Origin of the sequence: Neolewinella aurantiaca (assembly GCF_008014675.1) — a bacterium.
GTDB lineage: Bacteria > Bacteroidota > Bacteroidia > Chitinophagales > Saprospiraceae > Neolewinella > Neolewinella aurantiaca.
Genome location: NZ_VOXD01000017.1, coordinates 1 through 18,807 on the forward strand (window position 1 = coordinate 1; position 18,807 = coordinate 18,807).

The 18,807-nt window shown below is 50.7% G+C and carries 5 protein-coding genes; 1 reads left to right on the forward strand and 4 read right to left on the reverse strand.

The window, feature by feature from the left end; all coding sequences use genetic code 11:
• Together FUA23_RS11955 and FUA23_RS11960 are read right to left on the reverse strand one after the other, a co-directional pair.
• On the reverse strand, nucleotides 1-10,758 hold a 10,758-nt coding region (locus FUA23_RS11955), incomplete at its 3' end, for an SdrD B-like domain-containing protein (protein ID WP_262713708.1).
• 654 nt (nucleotides 10,759-11,412) lie between these two features.
• The gene (locus FUA23_RS11960; RefSeq protein ID WP_147930982.1) at nucleotides 11,413-13,254 is read right to left on the reverse strand and encodes an ABC transporter ATP-binding protein; all 1,842 of its coding nucleotides are present in this window, start codon (nucleotides 13,252-13,254) and stop codon (nucleotides 11,413-11,415) included.
• Nucleotides 13,255-13,538: 284 nt separating this feature from the next.
• On the opposite strand from FUA23_RS11960, the gene FUA23_RS11965 reads away from it, so the two are divergent.
• Nucleotides 13,539-16,694, forward strand: coding sequence for a zinc-dependent metalloprotease family protein (locus tag FUA23_RS11965; RefSeq protein WP_147930983.1), 3,156 nt, complete (start codon nucleotides 13,539-13,541; stop codon nucleotides 16,692-16,694).
• 304 nt (nucleotides 16,695-16,998) lie between these two features.
• On the opposite strand, the gene FUA23_RS11970 is transcribed toward FUA23_RS11965, so the two are convergent.
• Nucleotides 16,999-17,493: an RNA polymerase sigma factor gene (locus FUA23_RS11970; RefSeq protein WP_187270995.1), complete on the reverse strand. Its 495-nt coding sequence runs from the start codon at nucleotides 17,491-17,493 to the stop codon at nucleotides 16,999-17,001.
• 362 nt (nucleotides 17,494-17,855) lie between these two features.
• Nucleotides 17,856-18,791 (reverse strand): tetratricopeptide repeat protein, encoded by a 936-nt coding sequence (locus tag FUA23_RS11975; protein WP_147930985.1) that lies wholly within the window; start codon nucleotides 18,789-18,791, stop codon nucleotides 17,856-17,858.
• Between the last annotated feature and the right edge of the window lie 16 nt (nucleotides 18,792-18,807).

Consider the following 18,807-nt stretch of genomic DNA (forward strand, 5'->3'; position numbering starts at 1 on the left):
CGCAACCACGTCACCGTTCTCGTCGAGAAGGTTAACCACAACGTCCTCGATGCCTTCTTCGCCAGCGTCCTGCTGACCGTCAGCGTCCTCGTCAGTGAAGACGAAGTCACCAATAGAAGCAGTTTCGTAGAAACCGGCGTCGATGGTCGGGTTGTTTTCTCCGGACTCAAGAACAACTGGATCGCTCTGGCCGGTGGTTTCATCAGCGTCGCTGTCGGTAGCGTCATCACCCTGATTGGATGGTGTCGGCTCGTAACCGGCAGGCGTCTCAAACTCTACTACGTACTCTTCACCCGGGGTGAGGTCGACGAACTCGTAGAAACCATTTTCGTCAGTGGTCGTAGTCGCAACTACATCACCGTTCTCGTCGAGAAGGTTAACCACTACATCTTCGATGCCTTCTTCGCCAGCGTCCTGCTGACCGTCGGCATTCTCGTCAAGGAATACGAAGTCACCAAGTGATGCGGTTTCGTAGAAACCGGCGTCGATGGTTGGGTTGTTCTCTCCGGACTCAAGGACAACAATCTGGCTGAGACCAGTGGTCTCGTCGGCGTCGCTATCGCTGGCGTCATCGCCAACGTTTGCAGGGCTGGCCTGAAGGCCGGCAGGAGATACAAATTCTACCTGGTAGTCGTCACCAGGAGTAAGGTCGGTGAACTCGTAGAAACCGTTTTCGTCGGTGGTGGTAGTCGCAACTACGTCACCGTTCTCATCGAGAAGGTTAACTACAACGTCTTCGATGCCTTCTTCGCCAGCGTCCTGCTGACCGTCGGCGTCCTCATCAAGGAAGACAAAATCACCAAGTGATGCAGTTTCGTAGAGGCCAGCATCAAGGTCTATGTAATCGTCGCCTTCTTCGAGTACGACAGTTTCAGTCATTCCCTGCATTGGTCCGGTAGGAGTAGCGTCACTATCAACATTCTCTGCACCTGCGTTCGCGCCTGTGAACAGGAATCCGGTTGGAAGTTCAAACTGAACGCTGTAAGTGCCAGGTACCAGACCTGTGAACCCATAGACGCCGTTTTCGTCAGTAGTAGTTGTTGCAATTACGTCACCGTTTTCATCTTTCAGGTTTACAGTTACTCCGTCTACGCCGGCAGAAACTGGTTCGTCGTTGATGCCGTTACCATTGGTATCGACCCAAACGAAATTACCCAAGCTAGCACAAGCTGTCGGATCAACAGTGATGGTCACTTCGTCGGTATCAGTACAACCGTTTTCGTCAGTTACTTTAACGGTGTAGGTACTTGTTTCAGTAGGGTTAACTACGTAATCGAGGTCTGTAGAAACAACAGTTGCGTTATTATTTACAGTCCACTCAACCGTTGGGGAGATACCGGAGCCTGCAACCACGTTAGCAGTCAGCGTTACCTCCTGGTTTTCACAGACAACGTTGTTGTCGTCAGAGTTGCTAATCGCAACGGTAGGATTTTCATTTACAGTGACAGTAGCTGTTGCCTCAGCAGTACAGTCAGCTTCGCTGTCAGAATCCATGTAGCTGCTGGTAACGGTTACAGAGTAATCAGTAGTTGCTGTTGGGCTGACGGAGATCGTAGGAGTAGTTTCTCCTGTGCTCCACTCGTAAACGAAAGAACCATTACCGGCGCCGGCAACTGCAGTAAGCGTAGTGCTTTCTCCATTACAGATTGCTTTGTCTTCAACAGTAACAGTCGGTTCGGGTACTACTGTAATTTCTACGATGTCGCTTTCTCCACAGCCGTTGGCGTCGGTTACCATAACGACATAGTTATGAGAGCCAAGACCTGGAGTTACCTCCAGTTCATCGGTTGTGGAAAGGGTTACACCCGGATCTTCGAGATCGTACCAACGGTAAACGTACGGTGCGTTCTGGCTACCGAGGATGCGTTCAACGTGGAGCGTCTTAGACTCGCCGAGACAGATGATGTCGTCGTCGCTAGCGTCAGGAAGTGGAAGAGGGTTGACAAAGATCATACCCGTAGCAACAGTTGAACAACCGTTCGCGTCAGTGATCGTAACCGATGCGGTTTGCTCGGTTTGAACACTAAGGAAGATAGCTGCCTGGCTGGCATTGCCATTGCTCCATGCGTAAGTGAAAGGTGCTTCACCACCGGTTACGATTGCCTCGAGGGTAGCGTTGGAGCTACGGCAGATTGTAACATCATCGACAGTTACAACAGGAGCATCATTTACTTCAAGAGTGAATTGATCTTCAGCGGTACAGCCATTACGTACAACAGTAAGGATGATCGTTTTGAGGCCATCAGTTGCGTAAGACACGGCAGCAGGAGTACGGCCGGTCGCAGTAGCAGGAGTAGCGCCTGCACCGAAGTTCCAGGTGTAAATAGCACCAGCTCCGGCATCCGTTGCGGAGAAGACAGCGGTAGTATTTACATCACTTACATCTTCGCAGATCTCGGAAGGTCCGCTTATTTCAGCAAGGGGAGCATCAGGGTCTTCAAGGATTACTGTTCCGATTTCAATCGCACAGTCAGGAGCATTGCAGAAACGGGCGAAGAGGCTGTAAGTGCCAGCAGTGAGGCCGGCGAACGTGGTCTGATCACATGATTCGTAAGTAACTCCACCATCGAGGCTGATTTCAACTCCGATTCCGGATGGCTTTGTGACATTAACAGAAATGGAACCTTCAGTTCCTTCACATGAAGTTGGATCAACTTCTGCAGTGATCGAAACTTCCGGCTGAGGACGAACAGTGATGTTGACTTCAGTCTCGTCATTACATCCGTCGCGGCTGACAGTGAGGGTAGCAGTATTGGTTACTACCGAAGTCGCATCATTGTTGCTATAAGTAACTTCGTGAGGACCAGCGCCCGTTGCCGTAGCAGGAGTTGCGTTAGCTCCGAAGTTCCAGCTGTAGTTAGTTCCAGCTACTGTGTTGTCTGCGGTAAAGGTTACAGACTCATCGTCGCAAATTTCAGTTGCAGACGGAGTAATACCGGCAACAGGCTGAGGGCGTACCGTTACGGTACTTGTAGCTTCTGCTGTACAGTCAGCTTCGCTGTCGCTGTCAGAGTAGCTACTGGTAACTGTTACAGAGTAATCTGTAGTAGAAGAAGGGCTAACTTCAATTGATGGGGTTGTAGCACCGGTATTCCACAGGTAAGCGAAAGTACCGTTTCCGCCACCGGCAACGGCGGTCAGAGTAGTATTCTCTCCATCACAGATAGAAGCGTCTTCTACGGTAACAGTGGGCTTAGGAACAACCGTAATCTCTACGATGTCACTTTCTTCACAGCCGTTGGCGTCAGATACCATAACAACGAAATTATGAGTACCAAGGCCTGGAGTAACTTCCAGTTCGTCGGTGGTAGAAAGAGTCACACCCGGGCTGTCGAGATTATACCAACGGTAAACGTATGGTGTATTCTGGCTTCCTAGAACGCGTTCTACCTGAAGGGTTTTGGTTTCGCCGAGACAGATGATATCATCGTCGCTGACGTCTGGCAGAGGGAGTGGGTTAACGAAGATCGTTCCAGAAGCAACCGTTGAACAGCCATTCGCGTCGGTAATGGTTACCGTAGCAGTCTGTTCAACCTGAACGCTCAGGTAAGTTGCTGTTTCATTAGTGTTACCATTGCTCCATGCGTAAGTGTATGGTGCTTCACCACCGGTAATAGTAGCTTCGAGCGTTGCGTTGGAGTTACGGCAGACCGTAACATCCTCAATGACAACGGTGGGAGCTTCGTAAACTGTGACAGTAAAATCATCAGAAGAAGTACATCCCAGACGGGTAACAGTCAGGGTTACTGTGCGCGTACCGGAACCTGAGAAAGTAACAGCACCGGGAGTGCGCCCGGTAGCAGTTTGCGGAGTTGCGGTTGGGCCGAAGTCCCATTCATAAGTTGAGAGCAAACCAGCATTTACAGCGGAGAATACAGCTTCTGTATTGTTTCCACTGGCATCAGTACAGATCTCATCGGGGCCATTGATGCCAGCAACAGGGGAAAGAGGATCGTCCAGAGTAACGTTTCCTACTTCGATAGCACAATCAGGAGCGTCACAGAAGCGCGCAAAAACGTTGTAAGAACCTGCCGGTAATCCTGTGAAACTGGTTTGTCCACAGTCTTCGTAAGAAACTCCGCCATCGATACTGATCTCTACGTTCAGTCCAGCAGGCTTGACAACAGATACTTCGAAGGATCCGTTAGAAGCACTACAGAATGATGGACCAGATTCGGAAGTAATCGTTACTTCGGGCTGAGGACGGACGGTGATAATTGTTTCAGCGTCGTCGGTACAGCCATTCCGGCTCACGTCCAGAGTTACAGTACTCGTTGTTACACTGGTTGAGTTGTTGTTGTAAGTAACGGAGTGCGGTCCTGCACCGGTAGCAGTTGCGGGTGACGCATTGGCGCCGAAGTTCCAAGTGTAGGTGGTTCCAGCAACCGTGTTGCCTGCGGTAAAGGTTACAGACTCGTCATCACAAACTGAAGATGGGGCAGCAGTAATGTCAGCAACTGGTTGAGGCTTGACATTAATCGTTCCCATAACCGGAGTACTACAACCATTAGCATCTGTGATAGTCACAGTGTAAGTAGTTGTAGTTGATGGAGAGAACGTCGCGGAGGCGCCTGAACCGCCACCGTCAGACCATGCGTAAGTGAAGGGTACGTCGCCTACAGTAGTGTTTACAGTAAGAGTTGCAGAACCTCCGTCGCAGATTTCCTGATCAGCGATTGATCCCGCAGGAGCAGGCTTAACAGTAATGGTGACATTGTTAGAGTTGTCAGCATCACAATCAGTACCACTACAGATGAGGCGTGCATTGTACTGGTAAGTACCAGCTGCGAGATCGGTAGGTACCTCGTAAGAGTTACCTGTCGCAACGTTAGTCCATGAACCAGTAGTTCCTTCGCGGAAACGGATGATTACGTCGCTACAATCAAGGCCACCGGAAGGAGTAGCCGTGAGGGTAGCAGTTTCACCTAGACAAAGCGTATTGTCGGTAACAGCGAGAGTAACAACAGGATCTTCTACGACCGTGATGTTGATTGTGTTAGAGTTGTCGTTGTTACACCCTTCGCCGTCACAGATGTACTGAGCGCGGATTTGGTAATCGCCAGGAGCGAGGTCTGCTGCGGAGGTGTAAGTATCAGCGTCAGCAACAGTTACGTAAGAACCACCAACCGGGCGAATTTGCCAGCGAACGTCGCGACAATCGAGGCCACCAGACACTTCGCTTTCGAAAGTGATGGTCCCACCTTCGCAGATATCGGTACCGTTAGAAGTGATGGTTACTTCAGCGTCAGGAACAACAGTTACGGTAACCTGATCGGCAGAGCTACAGCCGTTAGCGTCGGTAGCCGTTACTGTGTAGGTTGTAGTAGATGTTGGTGTGACCGTCACCATTGCACCTGCGCCCGCGCCCTGATTCCATGAGTACGTGATGTTTCCGTTTCCGCCGGTAACAGAGGCAGAGAGGTCAACAGAGCCTCCGATACAGATAGAAGCATTAGAGCTGGCGGTAACTGATGGTCCGTTTTCGTCAACAAGGGTAGCGTCTTCAGCATCTACCGGGCAATCATCAGCGCCCCAGATCACGAATACATCGTAAGTGCCGTCGGAAAGGTTAGAGATAGTGTAAGAACCCTGGTTGTCGCTAGTGCTGTACGGGTACGATACTCCACCGTCGATACTGAACTTAATGCCGGTGCGGTTGGGGTTATCAACGTAAGAGATGGTAATGGTACCATTGTCTTCTCCACAAGTTGGGTTGGTAGATGTAACGTCGATGACTTCTGGATTGTCTTTGATAGTAACCGACTGGGTGTCGCTATCTTCACAACCATCCCGGCTAACAGTTAATGAAGCCGTTGCTGTTCCATTTCCGTTTTGCGAAGCAGGAAGCGTATAAGTTACCACGTGAGGCCCTGCTCCGGTTGCAGTTGCGGGGGAAGCATACTGGCCGAAGTTCCAGCTGTAAGCCGATCCACTAACAGTAGTAGTTGCCGTAAACGTTACTGCCTCTTCGGTACAGATAGAAGTAGGTGTGGCTGTGATGTTTGCTTCTGGCTGAGGCTTAACGGTGATCGTACCTTCAACAGATGCACTACATCCGTTAGCATCGGTGATGGTTACAGTATAATCCTTAGTTGCCGATGGAGAGAATGAAGCAGAAGCACTGGTTCCGCCACCGTCAGACCAAGCGTAAGTAAACGGTGCATCGCCAACCGTTGGAACAACGGTAAGTGTCGCAGACTCATCAGCACAAATTTCTTTGTCAGCAATTGTCCCGGTGGGGTCAGGCTTGACGGTAATCGTTACTGTATTAGAATTATCGTTTACACAGCTGGTTCCGTTACAGACAAGGCGGGCGTTGTACTGGTAGGTACCGACAGCCAGGTTAGCAGGGATTGTATATGTATTTCCGGTTGTGACCGTTGTCCATGCGCCGGAAGTTCCTTCACGGAACCGAATAATCACATCGTCACAATCAAGACCTCCGGAAGGGGTCGCGGTCAGGCTTGCCGTCTCACCGAGACAAAGTGTGTTGTCGGTTACAGCCAAGGTGACTTCAGGGTTTGCGACAACATTGATAGTAACAACATTGGAGTAGGCATTATCACAATCAGTACCGTTACAATTGTAACGAGCACGGAACTGGTAAGTGCCTGGAACCAGGTCAGTCTCACTTGTGTAAGTGGCGCCCAAAGCAATGTTGTTAGTATATGCTCCTGAAGTTCCACTGCGGAAATCCCAGCGAACGTCGGTACAGTCGAGCCCGCCAGAAGTTTCACTAGTGAAACTGACTGATCCACCCTCACAGATATCGGTACCATCAGGGGTAATGGTAATTTCGGGATCAGGAACAACAGTTACCGTTACCTGGTCGGTAGAACGACAGCCGTTAGCATCTGTAGCGGTTACAGTATAGGTTGTAGTAGATGTTGGTGAAACGCTTACCGTTGCACCTGCGCCCGCGCCCTGATTCCATGAGTACGTGATGTTTCCGTTTCCGCCAGTAACAGAGGCAGAAAGGTCAACAGAGCCTCCGGTACAGATAGAAGCATTAGAGCTGGCAGTAACTGATGGTCCGTTCTCATCAACTAATGTTACTGACGGTAAGGTAACCGGACAGTCCGTATCACCCCAGCGAACAGAAAGGCTGTAGCTTCCGGCATCCAGGTCATTAACCATATAGGTACCGGTTGCAACTGCAACCGACTGGTAAGTACCACCGTTGATACTGAATGCAATATTTGAACGACCGTCCTGAGGACCAAAAGTGAAAGTGATACTACCGTTATCTTCTCCACATGTTGGGTTGCCGGAGGTAACCGATACATTGGGTTCTTCGCGGATCCTGAGTGTGCCACTGGCAGTTGCAGTACATCCGGAGGCGTTGTTTGTTACAGTAACAGTGTAAGAGCCACCGTCGGACAACTGAGCATTGTTGAAGTTCAGGGTTTGAGTAGTAGCACCATTGCTCCAGAGGTAGCTGAAGTCGCTGTCAGCACCTGGTGCAGGATTAGCAGTAAGGCTTGCGCTTTCACCCTCACAGACAGTCGCGTTGTTTACAGTCACTGAGACTGATTCTTCAACGGTTATGGTAACTACATTGGATTCTCCGAGGTACAACTCACAACCGGGAATACGTGCACAACGAATGAAACAGGTTGTCTCAGTCAATACTCCGGGATCGTAAGATTGTCCGTTTGCTCCGGGGATAGCGACCCAATCACCGTAATTGTCTATAGTAGGAGGTGTACAGTTACCAGTAGACATCAACCAAACGTATTCGGCTGCGGAACCAGGCTCGTCTCCTCCGGAAGGAAGGCCTTGGTTGGTAATTACCTGAGGGTCGTAAGGAGAACAACCGGTTTGATTTGTTCCGATCACACCTCCATTGTCGTAATTCTGACGAACATTAACCGTGGTTTGGTCGGTATCAGAACAACCTTGTCCGTCGGTAATAGTAACGGTATAAGTAGTAGTAGAAAGTGGGGTAACGTTGATTGAGGATCCTGAACCACCGTTGCTCCACGCATAGGTATAATTACCATTGCCACCAAAGCCTCTGGCTGTGATGGTTACTGATTCATGCTCACAAATATCGTAGCAGTCTTCGGCATTCTTATCGATTGTGGATCCGCCAAGGTTGATATTAACGTCTCCGGTGGTGGCCGTCTGAAGGCTTGGTCCGCTGGTGGGCTGACTTATAACGTTGAAGAACGTCCAGCCAGAAGCGCCGAAGTTACTGGCCTGGTTAAGGTTTGCTCCGGTACCAACCTGGAAAGCACCTCCTCGCCGTTCTACGGCTACGGTTGCTCCCGCCAGACTGTTTTTACCTGTCAGGGTTCCTTCAAGTTCGGTGTAGTAGTACCAATCGCTGTTATTGACGTTACCAATACAGTTAGAATTTTCTACCGGGCTGCCGCTGGGAGGTGTAAAGGTCCGGCCACGGAAGAAGTAAGAGAAGTCAAACTTGAGGCTTGAATTGCTTGCATCGGTTGCAGTACCAGTAAAGATTGCGGTACCATTGGTATTTTCTACAAAGCTGGCGTTGCTCAATAGCCAAAAAGAACCAGCTGAATGGTTTTGCAGCAGTCCGTTTGGCTGGAAGTAAAGGCCGTAAGAGTTGCCAGAAGTACAAACGAGGGTGCTACTGGATGCAGATCGTGACTTCAGTGGATCTTCGCTACACTCTATCGCAGCCAGAACCGGATCGATTTCACAAGGATCTGTAATACAATCGATTTTTCCAAAATCAAATCCGCCGTTACAGTACAGGCCTTCATTAGAAGTGCTGTTACAGGAAGTATTGGTATTCGTTGCGGAAGAAGAAGTCTGGTAAGTATCATCACCGACTTTTACGTAGTCCAGGTTTGCATTGTAATCACAAACGCTGTTCTGATCATTGACGAAGTAGATCGCTACGTTTGAACCAGTTGTAAAATTGTTGTATGTATAGGTCTGGTAAGCATTGCTCAGGATGTATGTTGCCACGGTAGAACCATCAAGGCGCAACTGAAGTTGCTCTCCCCCACAATTACCCTTCGCGCGGAATTCAAGAACACAGTCTCCGTCGTTCTTGGGGCAATCGACATCTGCGTATGCGAGACCAGCTACAGTGTAAGACTGGCCATTGACTCCACCAGGTCCTTGTCCGTTACGGGTGTCGACCTGGACAGTGATGACACTAGCTCCACCGGGAACGTTTGGCACGTTGAACTCGAGCAGATCGATACAGCAATCGCTGCCAGCTGGGCCGAAGGTCCAGGTTTGGCTTCCGAGCACTACGCCGTCAACAACTGCGTTGAGGGTAACGTAACGACCATCCAGCGTGATTTCGGAGAAGGGAACCTTCATAGTGATGTCACGCGTCAGATCAGAAGTTGGGATAGGCAGGTCGAATTCAGCGATGCTGTTATATCCCGTCAAAGCGGTGAATACACCTGAACCTGCTTTTTCCACCGTGATATTGCGGAAGACAAAAGAAGCGAGCGACTGAAGCCCGGAGTTGTTCTGGGTGTTGTTTGTACATTGTCCGGCAGTTGCAGTGTGACTCACCCAGCTAACACTATTAGGGATAAGGCCGCGGTAAATATGAAAGCTGCTGTTCCCCTGGTTGGGCACGTTAGCCTTAGAGACAAGGTACTGGTTTCCGTCGCTGCCCATAACGGTAGTCGTCTGGCCGGGATTCGCACCTTTATATACTACCTCGACAACAACCTGGTAAACCTGGCTGCTGGAAGGGATATTCGTAATTGCGTGGGGACTGCCGCTACAGTCGACATCGCTGACGTAAGCGTCGACGGTCTGACCGTCTCCACAGTCTGCGTTGAAGCTGGCGGGAGGAGTTCCTCCATCGATAATATTTCCTTTATCCTGGAAACAGACTGCATCGACCCATCCGTTGTTGTTGGTACTTCCGTCGCGGTAGAACAGAACCTGAACTGAACTCGTTCCGGGTGGGGTTACATCGTCAAAGCTGTAAAGATTGTAACCACTGCTGCGGGCAACCGCTACGAAGTGGTTTCCGATTTCGCTTCCACCTGCACTAAAGTACTTCACACCAACAGAGAAAGTACCCGCCGAAGCGTGGTTCTTTGCGTAGACCGAAAAGCAAAAATTGCGGTTAGCTCCCATAGAGAACGTTTGGTAAGCCCACGCTCCGGGGTTGTCTAACTTCATCGCACGGTGGCCAGCGTAAATATATTCGTTCTGCTGGGTTTGATCAACGATGACAACGGAAGAAGAAGAGCTTCTTGTCCAGGAAGACAAGCTTGATTCAAAGCCCTCGTTCTGAAGCTTATTATTTTGGCAACCTGTGAACTTATCAGGGCCAACATCTTCCAACGGCTTGCCGGTGTACTCAACATCGGTATCATCCAGAGCAGCGGGTTGGTAGCTATCCGAGATACCGATGGAGCGGGACATCACCAACAACTCACCCGGAGTTGTCAGAGTCCGGCCATTATGCGAGATCTGCACGTTCTCATAGAGACCAGTTGTAGATATCGGCAGGCGAGCATACCCAACGGCGTCAACGTTCAGTTGTTTTTCAACACGTTGCCCGTTGAGATCTGCACTAAACAATATAGAGGCCCCACTCAGGCCACTGGTCTCAATCTTTATATAATCGTCTTTCAACCCCGGACTACTCTCAGGAACAACAAAATACTCCAGCACTGCAGGTACAGCTACCGAACCGAAAGTGGTAGGAGCTTCCTGAGCGAAAGAAGAAGAAACGGCGCCAAGCAGTACAAATAAAGTAACTAAGAGGCGGTTGGTATAAAGTGTAAATGTGTTGTTCATATCAAATGTCAATGTGTTGTTAGTAGTCGTATCCTTACCGGTTACAGAAGAGGTAGGTACAAACACGGAAAGCAGGCCATTGGCCTGCGGGGAAGTTTCCGTGGGTTCCACGGATGCGAATAACTGACGTGCAGCTTTGTGTAAAAGACCAGTGTTGTTGTTCATGTGTTGCGTATAGAGAGCTCCCGGAAAGCCGGTAGCTTAAAAAAGATTGCTGACCGGGCAGAGAGTACTCAGGCAGCAATAAAAGTTGTTCAAGTGTTAAGCGCCACCGTTGCGACGCCAGAAAGTGTTCAAAAAACTAAAAAACATCTAGGACAGAGATCTTAGATAGAACAAAGGTAAGACTTCCTCCCGGAAGTACCAACCAAGTTTTATCCGACAGGCCTCTACCTTGATGCCCGGTCTGGTCAGTTAGCTTTTCTGGAGTTCTGACGAACCTTTGTTTCCTTAGTCACTGAAAACTTACCCAGACTTCCTTGAGAACGGCACAATTGTGATGTAGCCTAACAATTTGGGTACGCAAAAGAAATTCTCACTGGTCGAAGAAACCGCATAACCGGTTGATTTTCTAAAGAAACGGCACGTCTTAAAAATTTTACGGTTACGTCTTATTTTTTTTGTGCGTGCAACTAAATTTCACCTCAGGCCTCATTATTCATAGCCTCTGGCCTGCAACCGGAACAGTTCTGCGTAGCGCCCGCCGAGAGCCATCAATTCCTCATGAGACCCCATTTCAAGGCGCTTTCCGAACTCCAGAAAAAGGATCACATCGGCCATTCGGACGGTAGAGAACCGGTGGCTGATCAGCACCGCTGATTTACCAGAAATCAGTTCGGTAAACCGCTGGAAAACTTCGTACTCGGCCCGAGCGTCCAGAGCGCTGGTTGGTTCGTCGAGGATCAGCAACTGAGCATCTCTGATGTAGGCCCGGGCAAGGGCGATCTTCTGCCATTGCCCTCCGCTAAGGTCCTGGCCGCCGGCAAATCGTTTGCCCAGTAGTTGGTTGTATCCTCCCGGTAAACCGGCGATCACCTCGGCGGCCAGCGATTTGTCAGCACTCTCCTCTATTTGGGTTTCGTTGTCCAGGTAACCGATTCGCCCTACTGCGATATTCTCGCGCACGGTGAGTTGATAGCGGAAGAAGTCCTGAAAAATGACGCCTACGTTATCGCGTAACTCTTCCAGGCGGTACTCCCGCAGATCACGGCCATCGAGAAGGATGCGGCCCGAGGTCGGCTCATAAAGGCGGGCGAGTAGCTTGACGAGTGTAGTCTTGCCCGCTCCGTTTTCGCCCACGAGGGCGAGCTTTGTTCCCACCGGCAGGGTGAACGAAAGATTTTCGATAGCGTACTTCTCTGCTCCGGGATACCTGAAACTGACGTTTTCAAACACCCAGCCTTCTTGTATGGTGCCGGGGAAGGGCAGCGCTGCGGCCCGGTCAGCGATATTCGGCTTGATCTCGAAGAAGTCAAAAAGGTCCTGCAGGTACAAAGCATTTTCTCCGATACTCGCAAAACGGGAGAGGATACTTCGCAGTCCTTGCTGCATTCTCCGGAAAGCACCCGCCAGGAACGTGAGGGTACCAATCGTAATAACGCCCTCTACCGTTTGGAGAATAATGAGCACGTAGGCACCGTAATAAGTTACGGACCCGATGATACTGAAGAAAGCCCCCCACCCTGCCCTGCGGATGCTCAGGTCGCGGTTCTTGAAGTAATACTTCATCGAAAGCTCGTCGAAGCGATCCGTGATGAAATCGGCGAGACCGAAGATCTTAACTTCTTTGGCGGTTACATCACTTGCTCCGATGTAACGCAGGTAGTCCAGTTCGCGTCGTTCGGGCGTCCAGCTACGGGTGAGGCTGTATTTCTGCTGGTTGAAGTAGTTCTCCTGTATGAAGCTGGGAATGACTGCGACGACGAGCAGTAAAATAAGCCAGGGGTTGAACGCGACCACGCTTACACCAAGCACCACCAGTGTGATGGTGCTCTGAAACTGAGCGAGCAATTGCGCCATGAGCACCCCACGCCCCGAAGTTTGCCTGCGGGCGCGTTCCATCTTATCGTAAAATTCAGCGTCTTCGAACTGGTAGAGATCGAGGGTGGCGGCGTGCCGCATGATGTCGACGCTTGTCCGGTTACTGATCAGATCCGTCAGCAGGCCATCGATCAGGGTGGTAGCCCGGCTGAGCAAGTCTGAGGCCAACGCCAGAAGCAGTTCGAGCGCGACAACCTTCCAGAGATACGACGTGTCGCCATCGCCCGATTCGATCAGACGAAGGACTTCATCGATGATGAGCTTCCCGACGTAGAGGATCGCCGTTGGCAGAGCGGCCTGCAGCAAACGCAACACGATGCTTGCCCCGGCCATACCCGGGCTGGTATCCCAGATCAGTTTAAGGTAGGGAGGTATGCTTCTGAGTGCGACAAGTTGTTCGCGCCACCCCTTCTTCTCTTCCGTGTTTCCGGGCCGCGGCCCTCTCCGTTTTGCCATACGTAGTGGTAAAGGATTTGAACTGGTGTATGGTTCTATAACCGATGGTGGTTAAACGGGTTATACAACGGGCTCGGCAGCGGGTGCAGGGAACGGTAGGAGGATGAATCCGTGCCGGAAACCTCCCCTTGCACCTGCGGCCCCGCCCAAAAAATGCTTTACTCTTTCTTTTACCCTTCGTAATTCAAACACCGTGCGGCCGTCTTCGGTTAATGATGTTTTAACGGGGATACATTAACTTGCAGACCTATTCTTACAAAGGCGACTTAAATTATCAGTCTCACATGAAAAACCTGTTTCTACTTCTCTTTTTACTCTTTTACGGAGTAGGGGTAAACGCTCAAATCGACCTCTTCTCCACCAGCTCTCTCAAAAACGATGATTTTTCCGAAAACGAACGGCGGGCAGCACCCACCCAGGCTGCGTTTTTCGAACTCAGCGACCCGGCAGAACTGGCCACAGTGCTGCAAAAAGCTCCCGCAGATGAGACCTTTTCCGCCGGCGAAGAACTGCTTCTCACGCTGCCTAATCCGGACGGTGTAAAATCCACCTTCCGTATCACCAGATACCAGTTGATTACGGACGAACTTCAGGCCGTGTTCCCTTCCTTTGTCACAGCCTACGGTTGGGACGTTGAAGCACCGCACCGTAAAGTCTTTCTCGAGTGGACCGACCTTGGTTTTGGAGCCAGCGTAACCGGCGGCCGGGAAGGACGTTGGTACATAGCACCAACCTTCTGGAAAAGAACCGACCACTACCAAAGCTACTACACCCGCAACTACCCCGCTCCTGAAGAATTACACTCCTGCGGTTTCACCCCCAACGAGGAGCTCCGTGCTGAAATCGAGGCCTTTGTGCCGTCCGGCAAAATGGTCGGAGACTGCCAGTTGCGTGAATACGATCTCGCATTGGCTTGTACCGGCGAATACTTCGCCGCGGTGGGAGGAACTCGGGCATCTGTTGTGTCCGAAATGATGACCGCCATCAACCGTGTAAATGAAGTGTTCCGTGCCGATTTGGCCATCACTCTGAAAATCATCAACCTGCCGGTAGCCGGCGGTGGCATTCAACTCATCTACAACGACCCGGCAACAGATCCTTACACCAACAACAATGGCGTAACGATGCTGGGCGAAAACCAAACAAACGTAGACAACGTAATCGGTAGTGCGAACTACGATATTGGCCACGTATTCAGCACCGGTGGTGGTGGTGTAGCCAGCCTCGGCAGCCCCTGTAACAGCTTTGTTAAAGCACGGGGAGTGACCGGACTTACCAACCCTACCGGTGATCCGTTTTACATCGATTTTGTCGCCCACGAAATCGGCCACCAGTTTGGTGGTAACCACACCTTTAACTCTACGGAATCCAACTGTGCCACCCGCTATGAAGACACAGCCTACGAGCCCGGCGGCGGAACCACCATCCAGGCCTACGCAGGAATATGTGGATCTATGGCCAACATACAGCTGAACAGTGATCCGTACTACCACGCAATCAGTATTCAGGAGATTTCGGCCTATATGGAACTAGCCGGTGGCGCTAGTTGCGCTTCTGTTCTTTCCACCACCAATACAGCTCCTTCGGTGGCTGCGGGCGCTGATTACACCATCCCGACCAACACTCCATTTGTGCTCACTGCTGTCAACGGAGCAGACGGCGACGGCGATGCCCTGACCTACTGCTGGGAGCAGTTTGACCTCGGCCCCGTAGTGGCCGGAGAGCCAACCGGCAACGAAGTTACCGGTCCGCTTTTCAGGTCTTTACCCCCGGATCCGGCACCCGAGCGGTACTTTCCCCGGCTTGCTTCTGTAGTTAGCGGAACATCGGATTGGGAGTCACTTCCTCTGGCAGCACGATCCATGAAATTCGTCGTAACCATCCGTGATTTCGGCGGAGCCGGCTACGGCTGTACAGTACAGGACGAAACCGACATTACGGTGGTAAACACCGGTAGTCAGTACGCTGTAACTACCCCTGACGGAGGTGAAATCTGGAGTCCTGGCGCGACGGAAACCGTCACCTGGAACGTAGCAGGAACTGACGACAACGGAATCAACTGTGCCAACGTAGACCTCGTGTTGTCTACCGACGGTGGTACCAGCTTTACGCAGGTACTCGCTACTGTCCCCAATAACGGTTCTGCAGCCATCACCGTACCCGCAATGCTGACGGAATCTGCCCGGATTATGATCCGGTGCAGCGACAATATTTTCTACGATATCAGCGACAGCGACTTCTCGATTCGAAGTACAGAATTCCTCCTCAGCGGAGCCTCCGATCAGGCATCGGTTTGCAGCGGTGTAAACGAAGTTGTATTTACCGTAGATGTAACGAGTTCTCAGGCATATACAGGCTCTGTTGACTTAAGCATTGCAACGGGTCTTCCTGCCGGAGCTACTGTCGCTTTTTCTACAGATCCGGTCGTTTTCAATGCGGGAAATATCAATACAACTGAGACCGTAACCGTCACCATCGGCAACCTCTCCGGAGCAGCAGCCGGAGACTATACCATCGCGGTTCAGGGAGACGACGGCAGCGATACGAAGAGCACCCCACTATCGCTCAACATAGGTGACGGCCCACTGACACTGCAGTCGCCAAATGATAATTCTATGCAAGTCGAAGGTGAAAGCGTTGACTTTGTTTTCTTAACCATTGACGGCCTGAATCGCTACATTATCAGCTATGAAATTTACCGTGGCAATGTCCTCCAGAGTGGCGGTGGAACCGGAACTGTTTATTCCGCAAACCCCGGAGACGGGGCGGTTGTAACGCTTTCTGAAATGCTTGGAAATATGGTTGGAGACGAAGTCCGCTGGTTCGTTACGGCCAGCGACGATAACAACGTAAACCCGGACGTGGTCTCCTGCACCAGAACCTATACCCTGGTGGATGTTCTCCCCGTAAACTGGCTCGATTTCACAGCACGCGCAGCGGGCAAGACGGCGATGTTGAACTGGTCCGTTGAGCAGGATGCTTTGAATACCGGTTTCGCGATTGAGCGCAACCTCCCCGGCACAAGTAACTGGGAGCAGAAAGGTTATGTTCACCGCAGTGGTCCCGACGGTATTGCGGCGTACTTATATACCGATGAAACTGTAATTTCTGGCAATACGTATCACTACCGCCTCCGGCAGGAAGATGCCGACGGAGCGATTAGTTACTCGGGCATTAGAACGGTAACTTTTGAAGGTACTGAGGAAATCATCCTGGTCCCCAATCCCGCCAGTAATTTCGTACTGCTGAATGCCGGCATTGAAGCCAATGCCGACCTGCGCTATACAATTTACAGTCCCGCAGGACGCAAGGTTTCTGAAGGAACTGTAAACAGCGGCCAGGCCCGTCTGGATATCAGTCAATTACCTTCCGCCGTTTACCAGGTCGTGGTTACCGGCGAAGCGGGATACTTGAAAGTAGCCCGATTGATCAAGAGGTAATATTATTCGCAAATAATATTTAATCTATTGAAAGCGAGAATCGCACAACGAGGTTTCGTTGTGCGATTCTTTTTTTTCGTTAGTAAAATTAAACGAGAGACGTTAACAATACGAAGGGACTTTGCGTAGCCGCAGCCTCGTTTCAGTCCTTCGCGCTGCGAAATATTAATTAAATCAGATGTCACGCTAAACACGTGACGGGCGCAAACCAGATTGTTGCTCACCCCCTTCCCAGCCTCCCCACATCGCTACGCTGGGGAGGAGCAATCGCGACAATCTGGTTTGCGCCCCACGTGACCTTCTGTTATCTTTTAATTCGGTCGCGCAGCATATTCCGGGCCGTCCAGACACGGCTTTTAGCCGTGCCGACCGGGACATTGGTGAGGGTAGCTATATCTTTATATTTCATTCCGTTGTAATGAAGTAAAAATGCACGCCTGAAGTTTTCGGGCAGCTCTTCAATCCTGCTCATAATTTCTTCGGCACCGAGGTCGCTCTCCGCAGGATTTTCGTCGGTGGTTTTATTCATCCACGCTTCCTGGTGAAGGTGCTCTTCGGTTATTTCCTGGCGGCGCTTTTGCTTCCGGTAACCGGAGATAAAAGTATTGCGAATAATAGTTTTTATCCAGGCCTGCAAATTGGTACCATTGGTAAATCGATCGTGATTTTTGAGCACCAGGTAAATAGCTTCCTGGAGCAAATCTGCGGCAGATTCCTCATCCCGGGTAAGATTAAGAGCGAATGAGCGGTATTCCGGATAGAAACGACGGCTCAGACGACTGATTTCGTGGGGGGTCATAATTCTCAAACTTCTTGTGCACCACAAAATTAGTGGCGCAAACGCAGGTGCAAAGCCAGTTTTGGATGAAGCATCGTTTTTTAAGGATGAACGGGGTGGAACATGTACCCGCCAACCCCAATAAACCGATTCAGACACCATTACCCTGTGCCAACATTCCTCTCAACTATACCGGAAACGAAGTGGCTTGGGACAGTTAGCGCGCCGTTAGCGTGGTGGCTGGTTAGGCGCTGAAAGCCGCGCCTAGCCTGAGCTAGGTAAGGTTTTCAGCAACGCCGCCAGACGCCGCGATAACAAGCGATAAAGTTCCAAACCACTTTGGTTCCGGTATATAGCACTGCACCGACCTTAACCGATCAAAATCAATCACTTAGCGCTGCAATAGCAGCATCAACTTTTGTTTGCAGGCGGGACGCGTCGAGGTTTCGGGAATCAAGCTGCACTGCCCGGTCAACGTGTTGTTTTGCGAGTTCCAACTCCCCTCTCTGGAAGTAAACATCGGCCAGGACAGCCCAGGGCTTCGGTTCTGACTTATCGTTCGTCAGAGCCTCCAATCTTTCAGCACGATTCAAGGCCTCTTCCAACTCTCCTGTCTCGGCCTTCAACGAGGCGCCAAAACCGAGTAAAAAAGGATTCTCGGCGTGACGTTCGCGGGTTAGGGCGGCTAGTGAATCCAGGGCGACTTCAGCACCATGGTTACTATTAATAAACTCTACGTACTCACTCTTCAGCCAGGGTTCCCCGGAGTACTTATGCACCAATCCTCTGAATACTTTTTCGCCATTAAGCAAGGCCTTCCGAATGAACGGCAAAGCCGTTGTATCTCCGCGCTCCCGGAGATTAGTGTAATGCACGAAATCATGATACACGCTAAGTAATTTTTCCTCGTCGGCGGGTAAAGTTCCTCGCTTCAACTCCACACTTTCGTATATGGCCGCACGCTCTTCGTCGTCAAGGGTTAGACGGCCAAGTACTGCCTGACAAATCAAGAAATCAGGATCGAACTTTAATGATTTCCGGTAAGACAATTCAGCCTCGGCGTAGCGCCCCTCGTCCATTATCTGATGCCAACCCAGGTTGTAATAAAACAAAGCAGAATCCGAACGCGAGGTGTACCGCATTCTACCATTTTCAACATCCAAATAATCCAAAAAATAATCGTCTGATTTAATTGTATCATTAACCATATCAACCTCTGAAACATCCGACTGAACCACCTCTCCCCCGCCACAACCAGCAAGAAAAACCACGGAAGCAGCAAACATTAAAACCAGACAAAACGACGAATTAAAACACATACCCAGGCATTGATTA

What these genes read in the sequence shown, in the direction of transcription:
- FUA23_RS11960 (WP_147930982.1), bottom strand. Translation starts at nt 13,254, where the DNA reads ATGGCAAAACGGAGAGGGCCGCGGCCCGGAAACACGGAAGAGAAGAAG.
- FUA23_RS11965 (WP_147930983.1), top strand. Translation starts at nt 13,539, where the DNA reads ATGAAAAACCTGTTTCTACTTCTCTTTTTACTCTTTTACGGAGTAGGG.
- FUA23_RS11970 (WP_187270995.1), bottom strand. Translation starts at nt 17,493, where the DNA reads ATGACCCCCCACGAAATCAGTCGTCTGAGCCGTCGTTTCTATCCGGAA.
- FUA23_RS11975 (WP_147930985.1), bottom strand. Translation starts at nt 18,791, where the DNA reads ATGTGTTTTAATTCGTCGTTTTGTCTGGTTTTAATGTTTGCTGCTTCC.